General features: G+C 53.2%; 19 protein-coding genes. 6 read left to right on the top strand and 13 right to left on the bottom strand.

Translation table 11 applies throughout. The features are described from left to right. Positions 1 to 49 precede the first annotated feature (49 nt). Complete coding sequence (locus tag WCK51_09525) at positions 50 to 979, bottom strand: UDP-glucuronic acid decarboxylase family protein (protein ID MEI7577123.1); 930 nt, start codon at positions 977 to 979, stop codon at positions 50 to 52. A 22-nt stretch (positions 980 to 1,001) separates the two neighbouring features. Here WCK51_09525 and WCK51_09520 point away from each other — a divergent pair, with 22 nt between their 5' ends. From WCK51_09520 to WCK51_09510, 3 genes are read left to right on the top strand one after another with little or no spacing between them, the layout of a single operon-like run. Then, positions 1,002 to 1,493 carry a dTDP-4-dehydrorhamnose 3,5-epimerase gene (locus WCK51_09520; GenBank protein ID MEI7577122.1) on the top strand — a complete coding sequence of 164 codons (492 nt, stop codon included), beginning with the start codon at positions 1,002 to 1,004 and terminating at the stop codon, positions 1,491 to 1,493. A gap of 54 nt (positions 1,494 to 1,547) precedes the next feature. Beyond that, on the top strand, positions 1,548 to 2,843 hold the full coding sequence (locus WCK51_09515; protein MEI7577121.1) for a UDP-glucose/GDP-mannose dehydrogenase family protein: 1,296 nt from the start codon (positions 1,548 to 1,550) through the stop codon (positions 2,841 to 2,843). Further along, complete coding sequence (locus tag WCK51_09510; protein ID MEI7577120.1) at positions 2,840 to 4,027, top strand: glycosyltransferase; 1,188 nt, start codon at positions 2,840 to 2,842, stop codon at positions 4,025 to 4,027. Before WCK51_09515 ends, WCK51_09510 begins: the two co-directional genes overlap by 4 nt. 1 nt (position 4,028) lies before the next feature. On the opposite strand, the gene gmd is transcribed toward WCK51_09510, so the two are convergent. The 3 genes from gmd to WCK51_09495 are packed head-to-tail and all read right to left on the bottom strand — an operon-like array spanning position 4,029 to position 7,605. Then, entirely contained in the window at positions 4,029 to 5,063 is a 1,035-nt protein-coding gene (gmd, locus tag WCK51_09505; protein MEI7577119.1) for a GDP-mannose 4,6-dehydratase, read from the bottom strand. Between the two features lie 6 nt (positions 5,064 to 5,069). Next, complete coding sequence (locus WCK51_09500; protein MEI7577118.1) at positions 5,070 to 6,197, bottom strand: glycosyltransferase family 1 protein; 1,128 nt, start codon at positions 6,195 to 6,197, stop codon at positions 5,070 to 5,072. Positions 6,198 to 6,231: 34 nt separating this feature from the next. After that, positions 6,232 to 7,605, bottom strand: a complete 1,374-nt coding sequence (locus tag WCK51_09495) for a glycosyltransferase family 4 protein (protein MEI7577117.1) — start codon at positions 7,603 to 7,605, stop codon at positions 6,232 to 6,234. A gap of 150 nt (positions 7,606 to 7,755) precedes the next feature. On the opposite strand from WCK51_09495, the gene WCK51_09490 reads away from it, so the two are divergent. From WCK51_09490 to WCK51_09480, 3 genes are read left to right on the top strand one after another with little or no spacing between them, the layout of a single operon-like run. Next, positions 7,756 to 8,961, top strand: a complete 1,206-nt coding sequence (locus WCK51_09490) for a glycosyltransferase (GenBank protein ID MEI7577116.1) — start codon at positions 7,756 to 7,758, stop codon at positions 8,959 to 8,961. Further along, on the top strand, positions 8,958 to 10,190 hold the full coding sequence (locus tag WCK51_09485) for a glycosyltransferase family 4 protein (protein MEI7577115.1): 1,233 nt from the start codon (positions 8,958 to 8,960) through the stop codon (positions 10,188 to 10,190). Before WCK51_09490 ends, WCK51_09485 begins: the two co-directional genes overlap by 4 nt. Beyond that, positions 10,187 to 11,305, top strand: coding sequence for a glycosyltransferase family 1 protein (locus WCK51_09480; GenBank protein MEI7577114.1), 1,119 nt, complete (start codon positions 10,187 to 10,189; stop codon positions 11,303 to 11,305). Before WCK51_09485 ends, WCK51_09480 begins: the two co-directional genes overlap by 4 nt. Here the strand turns inward: WCK51_09480 and WCK51_09475 are convergent. The 9 genes from WCK51_09475 to WCK51_09435 form a co-directional block, all read right to left on the bottom strand. Beyond that, positions 11,267 to 12,820: a lipopolysaccharide biosynthesis protein gene (locus WCK51_09475; protein MEI7577113.1), complete on the bottom strand. Its 1,554-nt coding sequence runs from the start codon at positions 12,818 to 12,820 to the stop codon at positions 11,267 to 11,269. The two genes, WCK51_09480 and WCK51_09475, sit on opposite strands and share 39 nt — an antisense overlap. Continuing rightward, entirely contained in the window at positions 12,817 to 14,238 is a 1,422-nt protein-coding gene (locus WCK51_09470) for a hypothetical protein (protein ID MEI7577112.1), read from the bottom strand. Before WCK51_09470 ends, WCK51_09475 begins: the two co-directional genes overlap by 4 nt. Further along, entirely contained in the window at positions 14,238 to 16,337 is a 2,100-nt protein-coding gene (locus WCK51_09465; protein ID MEI7577111.1) for a hypothetical protein, read from the bottom strand. Before WCK51_09465 ends, WCK51_09470 begins: the two co-directional genes overlap by 1 nt. Positions 16,338 to 16,511: 174 nt before the next feature. Further along, the gene (locus WCK51_09460; protein ID MEI7577110.1) at positions 16,512 to 17,219 is read right to left on the bottom strand and encodes a sugar transferase; all 708 of its coding nucleotides are present in this window, start codon (positions 17,217 to 17,219) and stop codon (positions 16,512 to 16,514) included. Positions 17,220 to 17,286: 67 nt separating this feature from the next. Beyond that, the gene (gene glmS / locus WCK51_09455; GenBank protein ID MEI7577109.1) at positions 17,287 to 19,116 is read right to left on the bottom strand and encodes a glutamine--fructose-6-phosphate transaminase (isomerizing); all 1,830 of its coding nucleotides are present in this window, start codon (positions 19,114 to 19,116) and stop codon (positions 17,287 to 17,289) included. Between the two features lie 47 nt (positions 19,117 to 19,163). After that, positions 19,164 to 20,600, bottom strand: coding sequence for a hypothetical protein (locus WCK51_09450; protein ID MEI7577108.1), 1,437 nt, complete (start codon positions 20,598 to 20,600; stop codon positions 19,164 to 19,166). 41 nt (positions 20,601 to 20,641) lie between these two features. Further along, positions 20,642 to 21,394 carry a hypothetical protein gene (locus WCK51_09445; GenBank protein MEI7577107.1) on the bottom strand — a complete coding sequence of 251 codons (753 nt, stop codon included), beginning with the start codon at positions 21,392 to 21,394 and terminating at the stop codon, positions 20,642 to 20,644. A gap of 101 nt (positions 21,395 to 21,495) precedes the next feature. Then, on the bottom strand, positions 21,496 to 22,926 hold the full coding sequence (locus tag WCK51_09440) for a hypothetical protein (GenBank protein ID MEI7577106.1): 1,431 nt from the start codon (positions 22,924 to 22,926) through the stop codon (positions 21,496 to 21,498). Between the two features lie 147 nt (positions 22,927 to 23,073). After that, entirely contained in the window at positions 23,074 to 24,228 is a 1,155-nt protein-coding gene (locus tag WCK51_09435) for a Gfo/Idh/MocA family oxidoreductase (protein ID MEI7577105.1), read from the bottom strand. Positions 24,229 to 24,288: the final 60 nt, after the last annotated feature.

The raw sequence follows: 24,288 nt of genomic DNA, 5'->3' as shown, positions 1-24,288 counted from the left end.
AAATTCTCACTCGTTTTAACGCTAAAATCGTGCCAATCATTCCATCAATCTACATCAACTCGCGGAAGTACTGTACCGTTTTCGCAAGTCCTTCCTCAAGTTGAGTCGTTGGCTCCCAACCAAGCAGTGTCCTTGCACGGGTGATATCGGGGCGCCGCTGCTTTGGATCGTCGACGGCCGCATCGAAATAAACGATCTCGGAAGAAGAGCCGGTCACTTTGATTACCGCTTCGGCGAATTGAAGGATCGTTCGTTCCTGCTCGGTGCCGATGTTGACGGGATCGTGGAGGTCGGATTCCATGAGTCGGTATACGCAGTCCAGAATATCGGCGCAGTAACCAAATGATCGAGTCTGAGAGCCGTCGCCGTAGATCGTAATCGGTTGATTCCTCAAGGCTTGGTTGACAAAGTTTGGAACGACGCGACCGTCGTCGAGTCGCATCCTTGGTCCGTATGTGTTGAAGAACCTAATGATCCGCGTGTCGACGCCTTTGAAGCGATGGTAAGCCATCGTCGTGGCTTCGGCAAATCTTTTGGCTTCGTCGTAAACCGAGCGTGGACCATTCGGATTGACGTTGCCCCAGTAAGACTCGGGTTGCGGTGAAAACTGAGGGTCGCCGTAGACTTCCGAGGTGGAAGCCAAAATGAACTTAGCACCCTTTGACACAGCCAGATCGAGGCAGTTATCCGTGGCGTAGGAACCGGCTCGGAGAACATCGAACGGAATCTTCTTGAAGTCGTCGGGAGAAGCAGCGGAGGCGAAGTGGGCAACAAAATCCACCGTTCCATCAACGGTGAACGGAAGCGAGCAGTCGTGCCTGACAAACTCAAACTTTGGATTGCCCTTCAAGTGCGCTATGTTTTGCCCAGACCCAGTGATGAGGCTGTCAATCGCCACAACCTCATGCCCCTTGCTCAACAGCAAGTCCGAGAGGTGCGATCCCAGAAAACCAGCTCCACCAGTCAAAACAACTCTCATAGCTTCCCTATATTGTGGCTGTATGGCACGATGTTCGCAGGTACATTTCATCGACATGCCAAATGATTTAGCCGCCGGAGTCGTGATCAAGCCACTCGGAACCCATGTTGACTCGCGTGGACACCTCACCGAGCTATTTCGATCAGATGAAATACCGGAGGGCACCCTGCCCACGATGGGATACATCAGCGTGACTCACCCGGGGATCGCTCGCGGACCGCACGAGCATGTCAACCAGACAGATCTGTTCTGTTTCGTGGATGGTGAATACGAGGTTCGGTTGTGGGAAAACCGCCCAGGAGAACCCAAATGGAGCTACACATTTCTGGTGGGCAAGTCGAACCCGGTTGCGATCATCGTGCCACCAGGAGTCGTTCATGGTTACAGGAATGTCGGCTCAGAAGATGCATACGTTCTTAACTTTCCGAACCAACTGTATGCTGGAAAGGGTAAGACTGAACCTGTGGACGAAATCCGGCATGAGGACATCGAATCACAATTCAAATTCGATTGACGCCAAGCGTCAAATTCTGTTGGCAAGTTGCCGACAATTTAGTCTGAGTCAAATATGAAGGTAGCAGTTGTTGGAACTGGTTATGTCGGTTTGGTCACCGGATTGGTGCTCGCCGACTTAGGAAACGAAGTCACTTGCGTTGATAAAGACCCTAAAAAGGTTGAGTCAATTCGTGCAGGAATTGCTCCCATCTTCGAACCAGGTATTGAGGAGATGCTTAAGCGGACCCTGAAGAACGGCAACTTCGCAATTACCAATTCCATTTCGGACGCGGTGAAGAAGTCGGAAATAGTCTTCATCGCCGTGGGAACTCCACCCGCTGCCGACGGAACACCTGACCTGACTGCAGTCCGAGCGGTTGCTAACGACATCGGTAAGGCCATCGATAAACCGACCATCGTCATCAATAAGTCAACTGTTCCAGTTGGCTCTGGAGATATGGTCGAGCAGATCATTCGAGAGCAGGGCGTTTCTGCTGAGATGTTCGATGTCGTTTCCAACCCAGAATTCCTGCGCGAGGGCAGCGCAATCTCGGACACCCTTAATCCGGATCGAATCGTTATCGGAACTCGACGACCTGAAGCTGCGGAGAAACTTAAGGAGCTGTATGCTCCGCTCCAGTCGGAGTTCATCGTCACTGACCTCAATTCGGCAGAACTGATCAAATACGGCGGAAACAGCTTCTTGGCCCTCAAGATCAGCTTCATTAACGCGATGAGTCGCGTTTGCGAACTTTGTAATGCCAACATCGGAGATGTTGCAAAAGGCATTGGGGCGGACCAGCGAATCGGACCACAATTTCTGTACGCGGGGCTAGGGTGGGGCGGCTCCTGCTTCCCCAAGGACGTCCAAGGTATGGTTGCAACCGCTCAGGGTCTTGACTACGATTTCGGGCTCCTCAAAGAAGTCATTAAGATCAACGACGACCAAACGCATCACTTCTTGGATCGCATCGAAAGTCGAATCGGCGGATTTGAGGGAAAGACCGTTGGCCTTCTTGGTCTAGCGTTCAAGCCAAACACGGACGATATCCGTGATGCAAAGGCCTTGGTCATTATCGACCGAATCCTCAAGGCCGGCGGACGAGTGCAGGCCTACGACCCAGTTGCCTCTCATCTTGTTGAAGAGCACTTCCCTGCTGCGATCTATGTTAATTCCGCCTACGATGTGAGTAAAGGCGCGGATGTCGTTGTTCTTGTCACAGAATGGAACGAGTTCCGACAGATCGATCTTGCCCGGCTTGCCGGAACGGCAAAAGAAGCGATTATGTTCGACGGTCGGCGCGTGTACGCTCCCGAAAAAGCCAGAGCCGCGGGGTGGGAGTACCACACCATCGGCATCGCTTCATGAGAAACATCATCATTGTCTGCGACGGTGCCGGCACAACGGGTGGCACCGAACGTGTTGCAATAACCTCGGCGCTGGCCCTGAAAGGCGCTGGATACAACGTCACTTTCTTCGCGGGAGAGCCAGTCTCGACTCCCGAGCTAGACAACATTCAGTGCGTTTCGATAAAGCAGTCCGACGCGTATCACGCATCAAAGGTAGAGGTTTTCAAGCGGTTTGTTTGGAACCAAGCTGCCGCCGAAAAATTCGGTGAACTTCTCTCCAAGTTCAGGCCGAATGACACGGTCATCCACGTCCACGCCTTTCGGCGTATTCTTACGGGAGCCGTGATCAAAGAAGCTAGGCAACGCGGATTTAAGCTCGTCTTCACTCTTCACGACTTCGGGGTTGTCTGTCCGAATACAACCTTTTACATCTCCACCAAGAACCAGATTTGCCACCACCAACCGCTTTCACTGGCCTGCAAAACCTGCCAGTGCACGCACAAAGGTTGGCCTATGAAGCTAATGCAGACGGCAAGAGGTTCCAGAATAGCGAAAGAACGGATACTCGAGGACTTCGAACACTTTGTTTACGTGAGCGAATTCAGCCGCCGCATCATCGAACCGCACTTACCGAAGTCGACTCCATCAACCACGATTTACAATCCGGTTTCCAAAGACCAAGAACCCAAAACTGAACAACGCAATCCGGTCTTTACCTACGTCGGTCGCCTATCACAAGAAAAGGGTGTCGTCGGATTTGCCCGAGCCGCCAAAGCCGCCGGAGTAAAGTGTCAGTTCATCGGTGATGGCCCAGAACGAGAAGCCATCCTGGTCGCCAATCCAGATGCGATTCTGACGGGCTGGCTTTCGCACGAGGACGTACAAAAGAGGATACGTGGGAGCCGTGCGGTCGTGATGCCTTCCCTTTGGTACGAGACGGCGGGACTAGCCGTGATCGAAGCGATTTCTCAAGGGGTAACGGCGATCGTAGCCAAGAACTGCGCTTCGACCGAGTACATCGAGCACGGAGCCACTGGCGTCCTTTACCAAGGCGAAGCGGAACTTGCGGCTGTTCTAGCTGCTATGACGGACGAGCAAGCGCAAATCCTCGGCGACGAGGCGTACACACGCTACTGGAAAGCCCCGCTAACGACAAAAAAACACCTGGATCAATTGATCCAGGTGTACAATTCGCTCGCTTAGATTAGTTGCTAACGAGTCCCTTGGCAGCTCGATCGAGGTCGGCTTGCTGCATCGCCTCGACGAGGCCCTCAAACGACATCTTGCGTTGCCAGCCAAGCACTTTTTCAGCCTTCGCTGGATCACCGATGAGTAGCTCGACCTCAGCGGGGCGATAGAATGCCGGATTGATCTTGACAATCGTTCGTCCCGTCTTCTTATCAACTCCAATTTCAGCTTCGGCTGAGCCAGCCCATTCAATTTCGAACCCAACGAAACGTGATGCGATTTCGACAAACTTTCGAACGGTGTGCGTTTCGTTCGTCGCAAGGACGTAGTCGCCTCCTTCGGGCTGTTGCAGCATCCGCCACATTCCCTCGACGTAGTCGCCAGCGAAGCCCCAATCACGTTTTGCATCCATGTTCCCAAGCTCAAGGACGGATTCGTGTCCTCGGGCCATGTTTGCCAGAGTCGAAGTAATCTTTCGCGAGACGAACTCTCTTCCGCGCAGTGGCGACTCGTGATTAAACAGGATGCCTGAGGAGGCGTGCATGTTGTACGACTCTCGGTAGTTGACCGTCATCCAGTGTCCGAACAGCTTCGCGACTCCATATGGCGAGCGAGGATAGAACGGAGTTGACTCTTTCTGAGGAATCTCTTGGACCTTTCCGAACATCTCGGAAGTCGAAGCTTGATAGAATCGCGTCGCGGGGCTGAATTCCCGGATCGCCTCAAGAATTCTCAAAACTGCGGTTCCATCGGCATCCGCGGTGTACATCGGCATCTCAAAAGAGGCTGCAACAAAACTCTGGGCTGCGAGGTTGAAGAACTCATCTGGTTGAATCTTCCTGATTGTTCGGATGATATTGGTGTACTCGCAGAGATCCATTGAGACGTACTCGATTTCGCTTCGAACCCCCAGTTCTTCCAGACGCCAAAAATTCGTGGACGCGCTACGTCGCACTGCTCCGTAAACCTTGTAACCCTTCTCCAACAACAGCTTGGAGAGGTACGCCCCGTCCTGGCCTGTGACACCCGTAACAATTGCAACTTTCGACATTCTTTTCTATCTTCCTACCAATGAATGGAAAACCTGGTGCATTCTGTCCACACTAGCTTCCCAAGTAAATTGAGTGGCAAATTCTTTGCCACCCGCAGCTTTTCTACTTAGTTCTTCCTCATTTCCTAGAGCAAATAACAGGGCTTCGGCAATCGAAGCCGGATTCTCTGGATCACAGTAGTAAGCCCACCCGCCGGCCACCTCCGGTAGCGAGCTCGTTTGGCTCGTGACGACCGGCGCTCCGGCGATCATCGCCTCCAAGACTGGAATCCCAAATCCCTCCACAAAGGATACCAATGCGAACAGCTTGCACTTGTTTAGGAGAAGGTTAAGCTGCTCATCTGAGACGTAGCCGAGAAAGACGATTCGATCCCTTGCTGGTGAATTCTCAACCACTTGGGCAAGCTCAGAATTGAGCCAACCCTTCGCGCCTGCTACATATAGCTTGATTTGAGGGACCGATTCAAATGCTCGAATCAGCCCCGATAAATTCTTTCTTGGTTCGAGCGTGCTCACTGTGAACACAAACGGAACGTCTAAGTCAGGCAGGCCCTCGCGACTGACGGAGATCAGTTCGGCTTCGGTTAACTGCTGGACATCGTTTCCGGGCCCGTTGTAGCAGACGGTGATTTTCTCGAGCGGGGTGCCGTATGCCCGGTTCAACTCTGTCCTTGCGAATTCAGAAACGGTCAGGACGTGAGTTGCCAATCGGCACCCGCTTGCAGTCATCCAATCAAGGATCCGGCGGTTGCGCGGCGTGTACCACTGGGGATGCGTTCTGGGAAAGGCATCATGGACAAGAGTTGTCATCGGCAGTTTGCAGCCAAAAGGCAAGTTGGCGAATAAAGAGTGCACTAGATCGCAACCTAATTTAGTTGCTTGTTTGCCAACGAGGAAGTGCTCCCAGAAAAGTCGATGGGCAACCCCCTTTACTTCGACTCTATGCCAAGTGATCCATTTACAATTCTCCCAACTTGGGTCGAGATCGACCTTTGAGTTGATAAAGATGTGATAGGTATCTCCGCGATCTTTGCGAACGATCTCTTCGAGCACACGCGCCATGTTTCGCCCGACACCCGCATATCTCTTACCGGGTTCAGTAGTAAATGGGAACCCCGAAATGGCGATGCGCATAGGTATCAAACTTTACCTTTTGCGTATCGCCCCCTCAGCGCAGCGTCGCCGAAGTGCTTTCGACGCGATCAGGTGAAACCCCAGCGGCAACCCTTAACGTGTCCTCGACTTGCCTAATGATTTCTGACTGGAGAAAGTGATTTTGAACTCTCTCGACTCCTCGGCGCGAAAGTCGTTCGGCCACGGATGGCTCAGTAAGGATCAGTTTCATGTGCGACGCAAGTTCATTGTGGCTTGCGCGGTTGTAGATCAGTCCCGATTCGGAGTTGACAACGATTTCTTCAATCGCACCACTGCGAGAAGCGATCAAAGGTGCGCCGGAGGCCATCGCTTCGATGTTGGTGTTGCCAAACGGCTCATCAAACACGCTTGGCGAAATAAATGCCGTCGAACGACGCATGTGCTGGATCACCTGGTCGCGAGAGAGTTTTCCGAGCAACTTCACCCGGTGCTCCACTTTGAGTTCAGCGATCATTCGCTCGAAAAAGGCAACCACTTTGGGGTCTCCACCCCCTGCGATCCACATTTCCCACGGCTGATCCGGCATTTGAGCGTCAAGTGTTTCTGCGGCCCTAATCGCAATGTGTATCCCCTTATACAGCGCCAATCTCGAGGCTAGTAGAAAAACGGGCGGAGCGTACCGGTCGGTCGTCTCCACGAGGCTCGTGGCGTGCTCAAATCCACGATGGATAACCGAAACGCCGTCCAGCGGAAAACCGAGTTCTCCGAATCGCGTCTTCATGAAATGAGAAACGGTCACTACTCGGCTCAAGTCAATCTTTCGTTCGCGTCGGTATCTCAGAGGTGCAAAGGCCGTCAGGATGGCATGCTTCACGGGAGAACCGAAGATGTAAGCGGCAAGCCACTCATCCCCTTGGTGGTAGACCAATGGAATGCCTTTGGCCATCAACGGATGAATGACCGAGGTTCCGATCATGTGGAGGCCGAAGACATAGGCCACGTCGTACTCTTTGTCAGAAAGGAAGCCCCGCATTGCCGCTTCGTTTCTCGATGAGACCTGGAGCATTCCGAGAATCGAGCCGATATTCGCCATGCGAATCGCAACCTGCTTCGCCAATTCGCCAAAGGAAAAATCGAGCTTTGAGCTCCCATCCATAAAACTCGACGCGAGGGCCCAACCGTCCTTGGCCGTCGAAAGTCGAAAAATTCGCGATACAAAGTGGCGATCCGTTCGCTCGCCTTGAAAACTCTTCCGAAACTTACTGGTGATGAGATCGACTTCATGCCCCAAGGCGCGGAGGCTCTCGGCGTTGCGAAGCGCACTGAGTTCGAATCCACCCTCGTATTCAGGAGGACACAGATTCGAGACAACCAAGATTTTCAGTTTGTTGCCATTCTTCATTCCAGATTCCACAAACCAATCGAATGGGCAAAACGCCCAAAACACTCCTCTATTGTAGAAGCACTTTATCAGGTTCTACGCCAGCAAATCTAACAAACTTGAAGACCTTTTGGGTGATTCTAACGCTTCATTCATAAGGAGTGAATCAAGCGACCCTTGGTTAAGTGAACCAGCAAACCATAATAAGAGTGATTCATGAACGTTGTCATCATCTGCGAATCAGCCCGCATTACTGGCGGGGCCGAGCGGGTGGCAGTCCTTGAAGCCCTCGAACTCCGCCGGAGAGGAATCAGAGTTGGCTTCATTGCCGCAGATATTGAAGCGGATTCGAGACTACAGGAAGCTGGAGTTGAGTTGCTTCTTATCCCCGCGAGCAGCTGGTTCGAGGAATCTGACAAATTTCGTCGAAGCAAGATGTTCTTCCAAAACCCTTTCGTAAGAGAGCCGGTTATTCAGTTCCTTAAGGGTTTTGAGCCTGGAAAGACAGTCGTTCATATCCATTCCTTTCGACTCAAGCTGAGCGGTACCCCTGTTGCAGTCGCGCAGGAGATGGGATTCCGGACGGCGTTTCATTGCAACGAGTACGCCACGATCTGTCCGACGTCGCTGTACTACAACCATCGTTCCGGTAAAAACTGTGCGCTCAAGCCTCTCTCAGTCAGCTGCCTGACCTGCGAGTGTCAGGGGCAAAAGTGGCGCTACAAGCTTCCCAAGTTGACTGCGCACTTCGGCAACAAGCAGATCCTCAAGCTCTATGAGCGCGCAGATCTTTTTCTAGCGGTTTCTAAACTCAATGCTACGACTCTCGCGCCGCACTTGCCGAAGCAGCTGATCCTCGTCAATTACCCGCACGACTACCCAACTGCTGATGACCTGGGGCCTAACGATGGCGGCGAATTTGCATTTATCGGCCGACTTGTTCCTGAGAAAGCTCCCGATACCTTTCTCCAAGCAGCGAGGCTCGCGGGGATCCCTGCGCTGGTTATCGGTGGCGGAGCAATGGAAGAAGCTCTTCGCAAAGCCCACCCGGAAGCACGTTTCACAGGTTGGCTCTCGGATCAGCCGTTGAAAGATGAAATGAAGCGCCTCCGTTGCCTGGTCATCCCTTCCCGATGGCGGGAGACTTTTGGTCTCAGTGTTGTCGATGCAATCCATCGAGGCATCCCCGTCATCTCAACAACTAACGTCGGAGCCAGCGAAGTCGTTCTTGAATCCGGGGCCGGGCTGGTGGCGTCAAAAGTCACTCCCGAAGCTCTCGCGGAGCAAATGATTGCGATCGACAACCAATCGACTTGGTCTAAGATGCGCGAAAATGCGCTGACCTGGTCCAAATCGAATCCACGATCGACCGAGCAGTATGTAGACCGACTTCTAGAACTCTTCGAACCACTTCTCGCATGAACAATTTCTCTAGTGTAGTAATCGTGGTCGAAGGCGGCGGCCCAACCGGAGGTGCGGAGCGCGTCGCGTTTGAGACCGTCGAGCTTCTGAGTTCGCACGGAATCCCTGTTCACATCGTCTCTTCAGCACCCGAGATCGAACCTAGCTACCTCGCGCTTCCGGGAGTCACGGGGGTCGCCCTAAACCTGCCCGTCGTCTGGGAGAAGTTCTTTAGTAAGAACAGAATTCTCAGTTACCCGCTTCGCTCAGGAGACACCTCCCTACTTCCCCTTTTCCGCTCAGCTCTCGACGGATTAGACCCTCTGTGCACGGTTGTCCACGTTCACGGTTTCCACACTCACTTTTCACATTTGATTGTTTCCTCAGCACTTAATCAGGGCTTCCGCACACATCTCCACAGTCACGACTACGGGCTAGTGTGTCCAAACACCACGTTTTTTAACTTCCCCGAAAATCGTATCTGCACCCTTTCACCGCTCTCTAACGAGTGTAAGGCGAGTCCTTGTATGGACCAATTCGACCAGAATCTCAAGCAGTTTCGATTCAGAAGAGCCGAGTCGGCTTTCTACAAGCATCGCCTGGCAGACCGCCTCACTTCAATCATCTGCCCCTCACCATTCACGCGAACGATTCTTGCCAAGACGATCGGCGATCTGCCGAAACTGAGAGTTCTTCGTTGTCCCGTCGAACCCGCATCAACGAAACAACTCGATCCGGCAAGCAGGACCAGATACATTTGGATCGGCAGACTTACTCCTGGGAAGGACCCCGATGTAGCTCTCCGAGCGGCTGATGAAGCTGGAGTCAAGCTGACACTTGTGGGCGACGGTCCGATGAGAGCAGAGCTCGAGAAACAGTTTTCAAACCATGAGTTCGTTGGCTGGCGATCTCCGGATGATGTGACAATCATTCAACAAACCGCGCGCTGCCTGATTATGAATGCCGGATGGTACGAAACCGCCTCGCTTGTTGTGCTGGAGTGCCTCGCCGCGGGTATCCCTTGTGTGATCGGCGACCACAGTGCCGCGACTTCCTGGGTGACTAACGGTGATAACGGCCTAACATTCAACGTCCAGACCGCCGGATCTCTAACGGCTGCGCTCGAGAAGACAAAAGACGACGGACTCATTCGAAGGCTTGGCGAAAATGCCTTCAAGCGTTACTGGCAAGACCCTTGTTCACGAGAGAACTACTTGCGCGATCTATTAGAGGTTTACAATCTGCAATGAGACTCGGACTTCAAGCGACTAATATCTTCTTTGAAGGCAGCAAACACGCCGGAGTGTCCCGAAGTAGCCTGCAACTACTAGAAGCTATCCTACGCCGCACCGAGCACGAGTACGTGGTCTTCGTTCGACCGGATGCACCGATCGCTGAGCATTGGCTGGCGATGCCACATGTCAAGGTCGTACGTGCTTCGAAGCGAAATCGCACCTGGCACTTGATCGGGCGTGATCTGGAGCCCTTGCGTCACAACCTGAAGGCGTGGTTCTCGGTCAGCGGCTACGTTCCTCGCACTCCTGGAGTTGTGACTGCGACATTGATACACGACATCTTTTTTCACTCTTTTGCGGACACATATACCGAAGAAGACCGCGTGATCCATCAAAAAATGTACGCCAACTCGGCCCGACATGCTTCGGTTGTGTTCTCCAACAGCCACCATACTGCTGAGCAATTCTCAAATCACTTTCGGTATCCGCTCGATCGAGTCGTGCCTCTGCCATTCGGGGTTGGTCAACCACCCAGAATCGGTGAGAACCTCTCGCCTTTGTCCGCTGAGGATCGTGAGGGGCTAGGGTTGCCTGCTGGCAAGTTCATTCTATCTGTGAGCACACTGGAACCTCGAAAGAATTTCCCCCGCCTGCTTCGCGCGTTCAGTGCAGTCGCAAATAGCCCTGCTCTTGCGGGAATCAACCTCGCCGTCGCCGGCGGAAAAGGTTGGAAAACTACCGAAATCTTTGACGAAATCACCCGGAGTGGGCTCTCTGAACGAGTCGTGTTCCTGGGTTACGTCGAGGATGAGAGCCTCGTGAAGCTCTATCGCTCAGCAGAGTTTGCCGTAACTGCGAGCTTAGAGGAAGGCTTTGGGATCCCTGTTCTCGAGGCCATGACTTACGGCTGCCCAATTTGCAGCAGTAACACCGGAGCCCTCCAAGAGGTGGGCGGTGACCTGCCAGTTTACTTCAACCCCACCGATGAAGCAGACATTGCCGAAGCCCTCATCAAGGCCGCCTCTCGACAGAATCGTCCCGAACTGATCGCTCGCGGTTTGGAAAGGTCAACGGAGTTCGGCTGGGACAAGTCAGCTGAGATTGTCCTCAGGACGTTCCAAAACCGATGAGCCAAAGAGCTTGACCGCCAACTTGCGCCTGGCAAGTTTTTCGCGAACGCTATTCGGTAACTCGACCAATCGGAGCCTAGTTGCGACAACGAATGCTCCCAAGCTCGACACCGGCATCAGAACTACAAATGCCGCAGCTTCGCGCCCGACTGGAACAGCTCGAAGCGCCCAGGAGATTCCGACCGCAATAACAGTCGCCGCCCCAATCGCCGAAACCAGGCGACGGATGTACCACCACATCGAGTCATCACGGACGACGGTACGGGTTAGGAGCCAGTGGATCGGGACGATTTGAACGACGTCGATGAAGGCGTTCATCCAACCCAATCCCATCAGCCCGTACTTCTTGGACATCGGACCTGTAGCGGCTACGGTCACAATCGCGTTCCACAGCGCGAAGGGAAACAACAAGTGCGCTTGTTTGAAAGCATAGAACGCTGTCGTAATCGTGCTGAAGTTCATTTCCAGCGCGTAGTAAATCGCCAACAAGATGCTTAATTCAGCAAATCCAGGATAGTCAATTCTTAACCATGCTTTGAGAATGACAACCGCGAATCCGCTAGACACGACCATCGCGCAGGCGTACAGCACGGAGAAAAACGAAACATTGCGACGCAGGATGTGGCGGAATGTCTCTGGCTCATTTTGAGCGGCATGGACCATCTCAGGAACCATCATGCTGGTTGCACTACCAACGATTTGGGCCAAGCTCTGGGGGATCTTGGTGGCGATGTTATAGATTGTGAGGAGATCCATCCCAGCCACACTCCCCAGGATGACGCGATCAACCGTGCCAGCAACTCTCCCGGAGATATTGCCGGGATAGCTTTTCAAACCGACGCGTAAAACGTCAGTTGCGACAGTGAGGTCGAAGCCCGGTCGAAGATGTTCGAGTCCAAAACGCTTTTTGAACAGGTAAAGAGTAATGGACATTGTGAGTAGAGATTCGAAAACCCCCGCCATCAACATCGCGACCGGACTTCGAGTCACCAATACGAGGATGAAGTTAAACACCAAAGCGATGCTCGGCGCGACCGCACCACTAATCGATAACTGGGCAAACTCTTCTTTTGCGTAAAAAGGATGTGAAAACGTGGAACCAATCGAATCGACGATCATCTGGAGGGCTGCCAAACCGAACATGACCGGCATGATGGATCGGAACTGGTCGTACTGGGGCCCATCCAAAAGACTCCATCCCAATCCCAATAGCAAGCCACCAACAATTCCGACGCAACCATTCATCGTCAGTCCGGTCTGGAAACTTCGCCAAAAGCGATTTTCATCTGTCCGGGCATTCGCCATCATAATGTGACGAATACCTTGCGGAAGGTCTAGATCGATGAGCTGCATCATGGACCTCACACTCATTACCCAGAGTGCGAAGCCGTTTCCGTCTTTACCAAGAATCTTGAAACAAACAGGAATAAACGCCAATTGCAAGACGATCGCAACCGACTTCGAACTCATCAGAAGCACGGCCGCTGACGCACGGTTGGACGAACTCAATGTCATCCGATGTTGATTCCGAGGGTTCGAAGCCCCTTGGCTAGAGTTGTCCGAAGCCGAATAAACTGATCCGTTAGTGTTGAGGCCTCAGCTTCCTCTCGCCAGGTTGGAGATGTTAGGCTAAAGACTAGAGCGGATGTGCACCCGACGGAAGTGTAAACGACGCTGTTTCCTGTAAGGCTAAAAATCATAATCGAACACGACGCGAGGAGCGAGGCGACCGCCCAAGAAGCTGCTACCCGGGAACCAAGTAGCAGTCGGTATAGCAACCCGGCAAAAGTCGTCAACACAAAAAATCCAGCCAGCGCGACGCCGACCCAGCCGTAGCATGTTCGGGTCGTGATGTAAAGATTGTCAATGGCTGTCGTTGAGTACTTGTCTCCGTTTAAAACGTTTCCGGTCGCAAGAATAAGGCTTGGATCGGGTCCGATACCCGTGAGGGGGCGAATGATTTGGGCAGGTTCGGCCTCCTTCCATGCAATTTGTCTTGCTTTCAGGGCCGGGTCATCCTTTGCCCCGCGAAGACCGTAGGCAAACTTGTTTGGAAATGCAATCAACGGTAACGCGATGAGGCAGACCGCAACCAAGCTGAAAATCATTGATTGGGGCTTATCTCTTCTGTAGATCAGGTACCCAAAACTTACTAGGCCCAGCCCGATCCCTGCATAGTACATGGAACGATATTGAGCACTCAGGATCACCAGCACGAAGTAGCAAATGCCTCCCCACTCCCACCATTTGAGGTTCCTGAAGTAAAGCGGTGCTCCCAAAATTGCCATACCCATCGTCGCTTGGAAACCTAACTGCGATGGGTAGTCTGTGAGCCCCGTGGGGCGATAGATACCCTCAGGCTGCTTCTCAAGTCCTGCAAAACTTGCGCGAAGATTAAGGATATTGAAGTTTTGAGCTAGCCCGACGAGTCCACTGACCACAGCGACAAAAATGATTGACCATTTGAGAAGCTCTCGGTAACGTTCGCTGATAAACGTGGCTTGGATGACTGACAAGCTCGTCGCCGCATAAAACAGCAGACACATTGTCGCCCAACCCAGCGAATACTGAACCTCACGAGCAATCCCGACGTTCGCCATCAGGCTTGTTGTCATTGCATAGCCATAAAAAAGAAAGAGGCCAAAGACTGTCCAAGGAACCCGCGTCGGAAGTTTGAACAGCGAGTTGCCCAAGGCAACTTGCAACATGCAACTCAGAATGACGACCGGAGTTAGCAGCCATCCAGAACCTCCAAACCACCTCGTGTGAAAGGTAGTGGTCATAATCAACGAGTAGAGGACATTAAGGTACGACCAGCCGACAAACCACTTGCCGTAGCCAAACGTCTGTTTGGCTACGTCTCGTTTGGCATAGAATCCCTCGCCGCGCGACTGGGCGCGTAATCGAGCGGCGGTCGTGCTTCGATAAGCCATCAGATTCTAGATCGGTAGGATGTGGAGTTTCCGAAAGGTTCGTCTGTCTGAGACGCCTGAGTGAGTACGATCCCAACAAACTTAGCCCCGGACTTTTCGAGAATTTCTTGTGCCACGGGAATTGATCGGTAGCTGGTCGACTTAGCACTGACTACCATGTAGCAGTGATCGACATACTGGGACAAGCGCGAGCAGTCTGCAAATACGTCAACCGGCGGACAGTGAACCACCACAGTATCACCCTTATCCCGCAGATCACCAATCATCGCTTGCAAGTGAGAAGTCAACACGTCCGCCATTCCAGATGAACTTATCGTGCCAGCCGGGAGAATCGTCAAATTGTCGTGTTCGGTGCTGACAAATAGGTCGGTCGATTCTCCGGGGAGAATGGTTCGGCCCAATATATCTGCAACTCCGCTTCTGCCTTCCAATCCGAAGACCTTGCTAAGTCGCGAAGCTCTGAGATCAGCATCAACCAATATAGTCTTTGAACCCGTCTTGGACATCGCAACCGCAAACTCTGCCGCCGCGATCGAGGAATCTACCATGTCTCCGACGGCGGAGAACAAGATCACGTTAGGGCGGTTTTCTTGCGCAAGCAAGCTGAACGCCATGAACCTGAAGCTCTCGATCGGCTTGAATGCTGGATCTTTGATCATCTGCGTATGGCGCTTAGCCAATGCCCCAGGAAGCGCAGGAATGGCCGCAGCCACCGGAAGAGCCGTCATTTCCGAGAGCTGCCAGCTGGTATGGATTGGAAGTTTGAAGGACTCTCTTGCAAAGGAGTAAGCCAGCCCGATCATGGCTCCGAGGAACAGGCCGAGGGTGACAAACTTTCTGACGTCTGGAGCGACCGGTCCTGCCGCCTCTACGAGCCGCGGGTCGGCACTCGAAACGATGGTTGTGGTTCGCGAGTCTCGCGCGGTGCGCAAGTCACTCGCCCACTTTTGCGATTTTTGATAGTCCTCTTCACTGACCATCCGGTTTCGAACCAGGTTAAGATAAGTTGCCTCCATGCCGGGCATGTTCAGCATCTTTTGCTCGTACTCGAGAATGGCTCGGTTGATGGGTCCTAGCTGACTCTCAAGCGACTTGGACTGAGATTGGGTCCGAATCAACGTTAATTCTGTGTCGGTATAGCTCGGTGCAATTCCTGTGGTTCCAGCTCCAGGAACTGTGCGAATCATCTTTTCAGCGTCTGAAAGTCGACGACGGGCGGTCGTCAGCTTCTCTTTAGCTCGCACTACAGCCGGAGCTGTATCTTCGTACGTTTGTCTTTGAAGGGCTAGCTCACTCTCAGCCTGAACGACCAACTGCCTCAACCCATCCACAGCGGGATCGGGGAGAGTTGTCTTCACCGAGTCGGTGTATTTCGTTATCGTTGCCAACTTCGCTTGAAGTTGACTTACCGCAGCTCGGGTTCCTGCCAACTCCGCCTCAATCGAAGAGCGCTTTTGTCGCAGAATCTCGATGCTTTGAGTGAGAGCCCGACCAGACTCTCCAACATCAACGATGTTGCTCTTCATTTTCAGCTCTCTGATTTTTCTGTCAATCTCGTCAAGTTTTGCCTTTGCCGACTTTGAGGTTGATTCAACAATGTCAACGGCCTCACGGACCGCTGTTGCAGCGCCTTGCTTGCGATAATCAGAGAACGCATATGCAACGTTGTTCGCAATAGAGGCGGCAGCCTTCGGAGAGTACGCTCGAACCTTCAACGTGACAACTCGAACGGAATCGGGAGAATATTGGTTCAGCGACCCTGGAATCTCAAGGTCATACATCGGAAATAACTCTTGAAACGCCTGTACTGAACCAAGGTCTTCCATCTGAGTTTCCTTGGACGCCAAGTCCATTCCTTCTTTGAAGATTCGTTGAGACTTCAAAATACCGGTGTCACTGTCCAGATCGTTAAGAATTCCTGAGAGCAAAACTTTCCGGATGCTAATTGGCATCGAAGTATCCGCGGTCAGCACTGGACTACCGACCTTCATCTGGACATCCGCCTGATAAACCTTTGGCGTCCTAAACGCCCAGAACCAGGCAAGGAAGCCTAGCACTGCCGATACGACCAGCATTCTTCGAAGGTGGACCTTTAACATAAACTTTTGATTCCAGACAATAAAAAGACAAGACGCATGCCAGTCAAAGACTGACTCCACGCCTCACCCGATTAGTATCAGTCTATTTCAACCGACAAACCACCTAAGATTGATGCCAGCTTTGATTCAAACTAGCAAAAATGCGTATGGCAACCTCTATTATGCGACAATTCGCTAATATGCACCGCGACCGGTGATGACCGCGATCGGTGTCCGCAACAATATCCTCGCGTCGGTACGGAATCCAATCTTCTGAACGTACTCGATATCAAGGCGAACCATGTCCTCGAAACTGAGGTCACTCCGCCCCATGACCTGCCAGAAACAAGTCATTCCCTGGGGTACCGTCATCCGACTCCGTTCTACTCCCACCAGTTTGTCGCCTTGGTGCACGGGCAATGGTCGAGGTCCGACAAGACTCATATCGCCAACAAATACGTTGATGAGTTGAGGCAGTTCATCAATGCTGTACTTCCGAATGAACTTCCCACAAGGGATGATTCTCGGATCGTCCTTCATCTTAAAAATTGCTCCGTTCGACTCGTTGCACGTCTTCTCCATTTCGAGCTGACGCTTATCTGCGTCAACGTACATACTGCGAAATTTCAGGAACTGGAACGGCTTGCCATCCTTTCCATACCGCGACCCCTTGTATAAAACTGGGCCCGGCGAAGAAACAAAGATGATCACCGAAACCAAGAAAAAGAACGGAAACAAGAGAAGCAACAGTACGCCAGAGATCACGATGTCGAATGCTCGCTTGATCGTGAAGTAGCCTTGCCACTTGATTGGAGAAATGAGTGGTTGTTCGCCGCTAGTCAGCCCAACAACCGAAATGATTTTCGGATCATCGCTCCCAACTAACTTAGAATCCAGTGCCAAACTCCAATGCCTCCAATCAAACATTTTCGGTTTGCCTCCCCATCTCTCCTCAGGGCGGCAACCCAATTCATTCCACAGTAACAGATTTCGCCAAGTTTCTTGGCTGATCTATCTCGCACCCGTTCAACCTTGCGATGTGATACGACAATAATTGTAGCGGCACAATCGCTAAAAGCGCGTTAAGGAACTCAAACTTGGTTCTAGGAATTCTGACGACGTGGTCCGCTGCTTGTTCCGTCACGGTGTCATCCTCCGTCACGATCGCAATAACCTTACCGCTTCGAGCCTGGACTTCCTTCATGTTCGAAACTACCTTCTCTCTGATCCTAGGGTCGGTTGCACCGAAGATAGAAACAACATCTTTTGTGATTAGGGCCAAAGGCCCATGCTTCATTTCACCCGCTGGATACTCCTGAGTCGGGATATAGGCGATCTCCTTTAGCTTAAGCGCACCCTCGGCTGCCACAAAAGCGTCCGCGCCCCGACCAAGGAAGAAGCACAGCGGCATATCCTTGATCTCCTCGGCCAACTTAATGACTTCATCCTCGAGCAATAAACACTTCTGAGCAAAACCGTCCATCTGGAGCAGCTCCTCGGCCCACTCCTCAACTTTGACACCTGGTACTTCTTGCACCTGCGCGATGTATAGCCCGAGAAGGGCGAACACCATCACTTGGGCAGTGTAAGCCTTTGTGGAAGCGACGCTTATCTCAGGTCCCGCCTGAGTAAAGATTGTCCGATCACACTCCCTCGCTATGCTTGAGCCGATCACGTTTACGATTCCCAGCGTCCGAATACGACGATCTTTACAGAGTTTGAGCGCTGCCAAAGTATCTGCCGTCTCACCCGACTGGCTAACGAAAATCGCCAGGGACTTGGGTGACAGAACCGGATCACCGTAGCGGAATTCGGAGGAGTAATAGACGTCCGTAGGCAAACGCAGCACTGACTCAAAGAAGTGCTTGCCCATCAGCCCCGCATGGTACGCCGTACCGCAGGCAATGATGTTCACCCTATCGATCTCGTTCCAAACGTTCTCGCCAAAGATCCCCTCAAGCCGAATCTTCGACTTCTCGTCAATCCGCCCAGCCGTCACCTGTCGCATCACTTGCGGCTGCTCGTAAACCTCTTTCAGCATGAAATGCTCAAATCCGCCCCGCTCAGCACTTGCAATATCCCAATCGATATGCGTCGACTTCACTGGCAACGACCGGCCATCCGCATCTATCAGCATGATCCCCTCTCGGGTCAAAACCGCCACAACATGCTCTTCAACGATTACTACTTCTCGCGTGTAAGGAAGCAGAGCAGGAATATCGGACGCCAACAGATTCTCGCCAACTCCCATCCCCAAAACCAATGGAGAAGCATTGCGAGTACAGACAATCTTGTCCTTCTCGGTATTTGACATCACGACCAGAGCGAAGGCTCCTCGGAGCCGCTTCGCCGACTTCCTGACCGCTTCTTCAAGCGAAACACCATGCGCATACTCTTCGCCAATAATGTGCGCGGCAACCTCTGTATCCGTCTGCGACTTGAACTTGTGCCCCTTCGCAATCAGCTCTTCCTTTAGCTCCAGGTAGTTCTCAATAATCCCGTTATGGATGAGCGCAACCCGCTCAAACTGGTCGTAGTGAGGGTGAGCGTTCTCATCCGTAGGTCCACCATGAGTGGCCCAGCGGCTATGCGCAATCGCAAGCTCCGCCTGCTTCGGAGATTCAAACAGAACCTTCCCGAGCTCGCTCAGCTTCCCTGCCCGCTTGGTGACCGCAATCTTGTCACCCTCCAGGTAGGCAATCCCAGCACTGTCGTAGCCCCGGTATTCCAGGCGCTTTAGTTGGTCAAATACAACGTCAACTGCGTTTTTCGGTCCGACGTATCCGGCAATTCCGCACACCCGGATAGTTTACTTGGTTAAGGTCAATCTTTGGACCACCCTGATCCTTATGGCGAGGCGGGCGCACCTACGGACGGCGGCACTCCCGCCGGGTCTGCACCAACCCCTCGTTTCCGCTTCGAAGGATCCGATACCTCCTCAAGCCGCTTGATCGCCTCTGTCCGAGCAGTTGCATACGTGCGGTACTTCATGTCAAGGCTTGCCGGATAAGTCGTCCGATCAACCTCGTTGGAACCTTCCATCGCTGTCAAAACCACTTTTTCTCCTTCAGTCGAAACCTCAAACAAAATCCCGTCCGCCCTCGCCAACTCGCCCAAAGCGATATCAGCTGGCAGCGCTGAAAGCTTCCCGCCCTTCTGCTCAAACTCAATCACTCGGATTAGGAGGTCCAGAATTGCGGGCTGCAACCGCAGCAACTCCATCGAAACCCCAACACTCGGCTCCGACCCTGCGGTTGAACCAACTACTAAACCAGCGAATGAGGGCACGGTCGACCACAGTTCCTCCGACGCCTTCATAGCAACTCCGATATGCTTGTGGTGAACGCCACTTGCCGTATCCAAGTCGATGTTGATATACCGATCCAAAACCTCGCGTAGTTTTGCGCGTGCTGCACCCACCTTCGGCACATAATCTCCTGACTTCGGCGTGCAGCCCTCCTCAATGTTTTCGACTCGGCCCTTCATTAAGCTGCCCGGAAGACTCTGATATAGCCAAAACCTCGGATTGTCGAGGTAGCGAACAGTCGCCAATCCCGACAACATCTCCGAACCTACCACGGGCTTCAGATCGTTCGGAAACGTCTTCCACTCCGTCAACACCTCTTTCAAAAGCGGCAACACTGGGAGCCCCTGTCGGTGCAAACGTATCAATGTTCCCTGCTCCTGACTCATCAGAGACCGCGCAACCATTCGCCCAATCAGAACTGGCTCCTGGGCCAATCCTTTCTCAATCCGATGAATCCAATCCAGCCGCTCCTGCGCGACATCCAGCTTCCCAGTCTTAACCGCCAACGCAACCTCGCCTAACAGCATCTTCTGCAACGATTTCAGCCCTGCGTATTCCGGCAGAAGCATGGATAGCCCCATGTCCCACTTGTGAGGAATAAAGAAGTCCTTCCGCTCCCGAAAAGCCTTCGCCGTAATGTCCAACACGCCACGATCAACCTCGACCGCCTGCCGAAGCAACTGCTCATCCCCTGGCTCCATAAACGGCCAGGGATCGATGACCTTGATAATCGGCTCCTTCGGCTCATAAGTCTCTTTGTTCTTCGTAATATGCGGAGCGATGACCAAGAAGGCATTCTCCGCCTCCGGTGGCCCCTTCGGCATGTCATCTCCACAAGTCGGCCATCCGTGCGACTTCAGCAGAGCGATCTTCGACTGAATCTCCCCCTCTTCCCGCCGAGCCCGAACCGCGTCAAACCCAATCACCAGCCCCCCAACGAGAGCCACGATCCCCACGAGCCACGCTACGAACTTCACCGCTTCCTAGACGGACGCTCAATCTGAATAGTTCGAAGAAACTATTTCTTCGCCAGAGATTCGTCTTCTAGCCTGAGTTGAACGTTACTAAGAAGGTTTTGTAGAACACCACGCGGTTCAGTACTTGACGGGGAGTTGCCGATCTCGTACAGCGCATTCAGCTCCTTCAGCTTTCCACCCGTTATCTGAAGAATAAACGTTCCACTGACGTAATTAGGAAACGTGTCGCTAGAATCGCGCCGTAAAACTGTAAACCGAAAATGCTTGAAGTTCTTCAGCAGATAAGGATCGGTACTATTGAAATCCCCCGGCTGCACACTAGCCTCGAGACGCATTCCGTCGACATCTGCAACCAGAAAGTTGGCGACCTTTGGTTTCGTTCTCACATGGTGAACGAGGGCTAGCACGGAAGCTAAAATCCATTGCATGCCAGGGTCGTTTGAAGATTCCATCGCCCAGAGAGACTTTTCAGGACCGCGGAAGTTGACCCCGAACTGATACCGGGATTCAACAATAAGCTCTTCTCCAGAACGCCCTACTCCGCCCTCTTTCGGCGGAGGTGCCTCAGGGAGCCCCGCAAGTAGAAAGGCCTTCAAGTTGCTCCGACCCGCAACTTTCAGTCTGGTCGTCACTGCATCGCTTGTTCCCAGAGGAGACACCCTAAGAGTTCCGATGAACGACAAATCACGATCAACCAGAATTTCATCAGATCGAGGATTAGGGACATTTACTGGCCCCTTAGTCGCAATATTGATCCTAAACTCCTGCGCAGGCAAGTGAGATGCGCGTTGCATGATTACGCCGAAAGCCAGTAGTCCTAGCAACACAAACTCCTGACGCCTCTGTCCAAGACTGGTTACGCAAAAAAAATCTACTCGCCAGCCTCTCCCTGACTTCATCCCCCGCCCGAAGGGACCGCTGGCGGACCACCCGGAACCGCCGGAGCCTTTCCCAGCCCCAGATGAGCCAGAGCCATCTGCCGCATCTCAGCCTGCCCCGACGAAATCTTTCCGCCAAGCTTTGGGGGATACCTAAGCGCAACCTCCGGCTCCGAAGAACTCGCCATCGAATCCGAATCAATCAGAAACCCCTCCGAAGACGAAGAAAACTCAAACCTAGCCCCCGGATAACGCGAATCAACCTTCAGCAACAACTCTCCCGCCGAAGGCCACCGCCCCTTCAACCGACGAAACTTCCAAGCCTCCAAAAACGCCCTCACCATCGATCCCTGAACCAATGGCTTCTCCAGCAACCTCGCATTTCTTCGGCGCGACTCCTCCGTCGAATACTCCCAATCATCGCCCGCAATATCCGGAATCTGCGTCCACACATGGTCATTGATCAAATCAATCTTTTCCCGAGTCTCAAACGCCGAACTCCACCCCGACGTTTTAGGCCCCAGCACGATCCACTCGTCAAGCAGCCGTTCCATCATGCGCTGCATCTTAGGATATTTCGGCATGTACCCCGCCCCCTGCCTCTCCAGATAGTTATCGTCTTTCGGGTCCTCCAGCTTCAAAAACTCCCTCACCTTCCGCTCCCACTTCTCCCTCTGAGCCGCCGGAATATCCCCGTCCCGCGGAATAGAGATCATCTGCAACAGCTCTCCCTGTGCGATTAAACTCGGGTCAAGCTCAAGCTTCGCCACCGCGTCCGCGTGGAACTCAATCAGCCCCTCGACCGGCTCTCCCTGGTTCAGCAGCATCAACAAATACTGCCGCTCCATCCCCAAAACTGTCGACGCCGACAACCAATCCGTCCGCTCCGGTCGACGAAAGAGACTCTGAACTACACGATGGTTCCACCCCAGCTTTTCTTTAGCTGCTTCAAGCTTGCCTTCACGCACATCCACCACCACCGCCGCCAGTATCCAATAGCACAGGGTTTTAATCGGAATCGTAGTAGCAAACGGATCAGGCAATTCTCCCGCCCTTGGACCTACGATCGAAAACTCCCCCGAAGCCCTCATCGCTGTTGCAATGCCATCCAGCGGTTCTTTCCGCGAAACAACAATGCTTTTCAGCAGCCCAGCGTCATCTTTGGACAAAAACAGCTCAAAACGTGCCCCTTTAAGCCCCATCTCGTCCGTTCGATTTGGTCCCGGCAAAAACCGCGAAACCTGATCGTAGGCATTGACCCCGACCACCTTTGGAGTCGGCAACTCAGACGGATGCGTCGCCCACCCTAACTTCCGAACCACGTCCAACTTAGCCCGAATCCGCTCCACCCGCCGCGCCGAGTCCCAAGCCGACCACCCCGCATTGGCCCCCGCCAACACAACCATCACCCCAACGCACCCACCAACAATCCGCCAAGGAAACTTCATAAGCTCACTCAATTCCGACTCTCAAACTACGACTCTCATCTCCATGACAAAGCCGTCCATGGGATCGGCGGAGTCTCGCCTGACTCCGCCGATGTTCAAGCGAAGCGAAGAACGAGGCTCCCCAAACTTCCGACTTCCCGCTTCCCTCTAGAGCGACACCCAGCCGCGCTTCTCGCTGCTGACCTCAACCGCGTCCAGCACCCGCTGGTTCTCGTACCCGTCGACAAAGTCCGGAGAGATCGGAGTTCCAGCGCACATCGCTGTAACTGCATCCGCAACCAAGTTAACAAACGTGTGCTCGTACCCAATGATGTGCCCAACCGGCCAATATTGCCCGGCGTAAGGGTGAACCGCTTCCGTCGCCTGAATCAGTCGGAAGCCCTGGTACCCTTCGGGGTCCTCGGCATTGTAGTACTCCAGCTCGTTCATCTTCTCGAGGTTGAAAACGACCGACCCCTTCGAGCCATTGATCTCAAACGAGTTCTTGTTCTTGCGTCCAACGGCAAATCGCGAAGCCTCGAACGTGCCCAAAGCTCCGTTCTTAAACTTAGCCAAGAACATTGCCGCATCATCGACGGTCACCTCGCCCATTTCGGAAGTCGCCTCCGCCCCGAGTTTGTCGTTAATCGCACCGGCAATCGGCCGTTGCTTGATGAACGTGTGCAGATGTCCACAGACCTCGTCGAACTCACCCACCAGGTGCCGAGCCAGATCAATGATGTGCGCATTGATATCGCCGTGGGTCCCTGAACCTGCGATCTCCTTCTGAAGCCGCCACACAAGCGGGAATGAAGGATCAGCAATCCAATCCTGAAGATAAACCGCCCGGAAGTGATAGATCGTCCCAAGGCGACCTTCCTCGATCATCTTCTTCACCAAAGCAACCGCCGGAGCCTTGCGGTAGTTGTGGAACACCGCATTCGGAACTCCCGCCGCCTGAACCGCGTCCAGCATCGCCTTGGCCTCGGGCAGAGTATTGCCAATCGGCTTCTCGCACCAAACGGCCTTCCCAGCCTTCGCCGCCTCGATCGCGATCTCGGCGTGCAAATTACCCGGGGTCGAGATGTCGATAATGTCGATCTCGGGGTTAGCAACCACCTTGCGCCAATCGGTCTCAACATTGGCCCAGCCCATGGTCTCCGCGGCAGCAGTCACCGCCGCCTGGTTCCGCCCGCAGATCGTGTGCATATTGATCTGTGCTGGAAGGTCAAAGAACCGATTCGCCTGCCGATACGCATTGCTATGCGCCTTCCCCATAAACTGATAACCGATCAACCCAACGTTCAACTGCTTCTTTGCCATTCCGCGAACATTTTACACCCGGTGGAGTCTGCTCGAACCCATTCCAGAGGCCGGCGCTCA

The sequence above is a fragment of the Armatimonadota bacterium genome, from assembly GCA_037138755.1.
In the GTDB taxonomy this organism is placed as follows: Bacteria; Armatimonadota; Fimbriimonadia; order Fimbriimonadales; family Fimbriimonadaceae; genus Fimbriimonas.
This window is presented reverse-complemented; position numbering and strand designations above follow the sequence as displayed.

Excerpts from the sequence above, each read along its gene's own strand:
- WCK51_09525 (MEI7577123.1), bottom strand. The coding sequence starts at position 979 with ATGAGAGTTGTTTTGACTGGTGGAGCTGGTTTTCTGGGATCGCACCTC.
- WCK51_09520 (MEI7577122.1), top strand. The coding sequence starts at position 1,002 with ATGGCACGATGTTCGCAGGTACATTTCATCGACATGCCAAATGATTTA.
- WCK51_09515 (MEI7577121.1), top strand. The coding sequence starts at position 1,548 with ATGAAGGTAGCAGTTGTTGGAACTGGTTATGTCGGTTTGGTCACCGGA.
- WCK51_09510 (MEI7577120.1), top strand. The coding sequence starts at position 2,840 with ATGAGAAACATCATCATTGTCTGCGACGGTGCCGGCACAACGGGTGGC.
- gmd (MEI7577119.1), bottom strand. The coding sequence starts at position 5,063 with ATGTCGAAAGTTGCAATTGTTACGGGTGTCACAGGCCAGGACGGGGCG.
- WCK51_09500 (MEI7577118.1), bottom strand. The coding sequence starts at position 6,197 with ATGCGCATCGCCATTTCGGGGTTCCCATTTACTACTGAACCCGGTAAG.
- WCK51_09490 (MEI7577116.1), top strand. The coding sequence starts at position 7,756 with ATGAACGTTGTCATCATCTGCGAATCAGCCCGCATTACTGGCGGGGCC.
- WCK51_09485 (MEI7577115.1), top strand. The coding sequence starts at position 8,958 with ATGAACAATTTCTCTAGTGTAGTAATCGTGGTCGAAGGCGGCGGCCCA.
- WCK51_09480 (MEI7577114.1), top strand. The coding sequence starts at position 10,187 with ATGAGACTCGGACTTCAAGCGACTAATATCTTCTTTGAAGGCAGCAAA.
- WCK51_09475 (MEI7577113.1), bottom strand. The coding sequence starts at position 12,820 with ATGACATTGAGTTCGTCCAACCGTGCGTCAGCGGCCGTGCTTCTGATG.
- WCK51_09470 (MEI7577112.1), bottom strand. The coding sequence starts at position 14,238 with ATGGCTTATCGAAGCACGACCGCCGCTCGATTACGCGCCCAGTCGCGC.
- WCK51_09465 (MEI7577111.1), bottom strand. The coding sequence starts at position 16,337 with ATGTTAAAGGTCCACCTTCGAAGAATGCTGGTCGTATCGGCAGTGCTA.
- WCK51_09445 (MEI7577107.1), bottom strand. The coding sequence starts at position 21,394 with ATGCAACGCGCATCTCACTTGCCTGCGCAGGAGTTTAGGATCAATATT.
- WCK51_09440 (MEI7577106.1), bottom strand. The coding sequence starts at position 22,926 with ATGAAGTTTCCTTGGCGGATTGTTGGTGGGTGCGTTGGGGTGATGGTT.
- WCK51_09435 (MEI7577105.1), bottom strand. The coding sequence starts at position 24,228 with ATGGCAAAGAAGCAGTTGAACGTTGGGTTGATCGGTTATCAGTTTATG.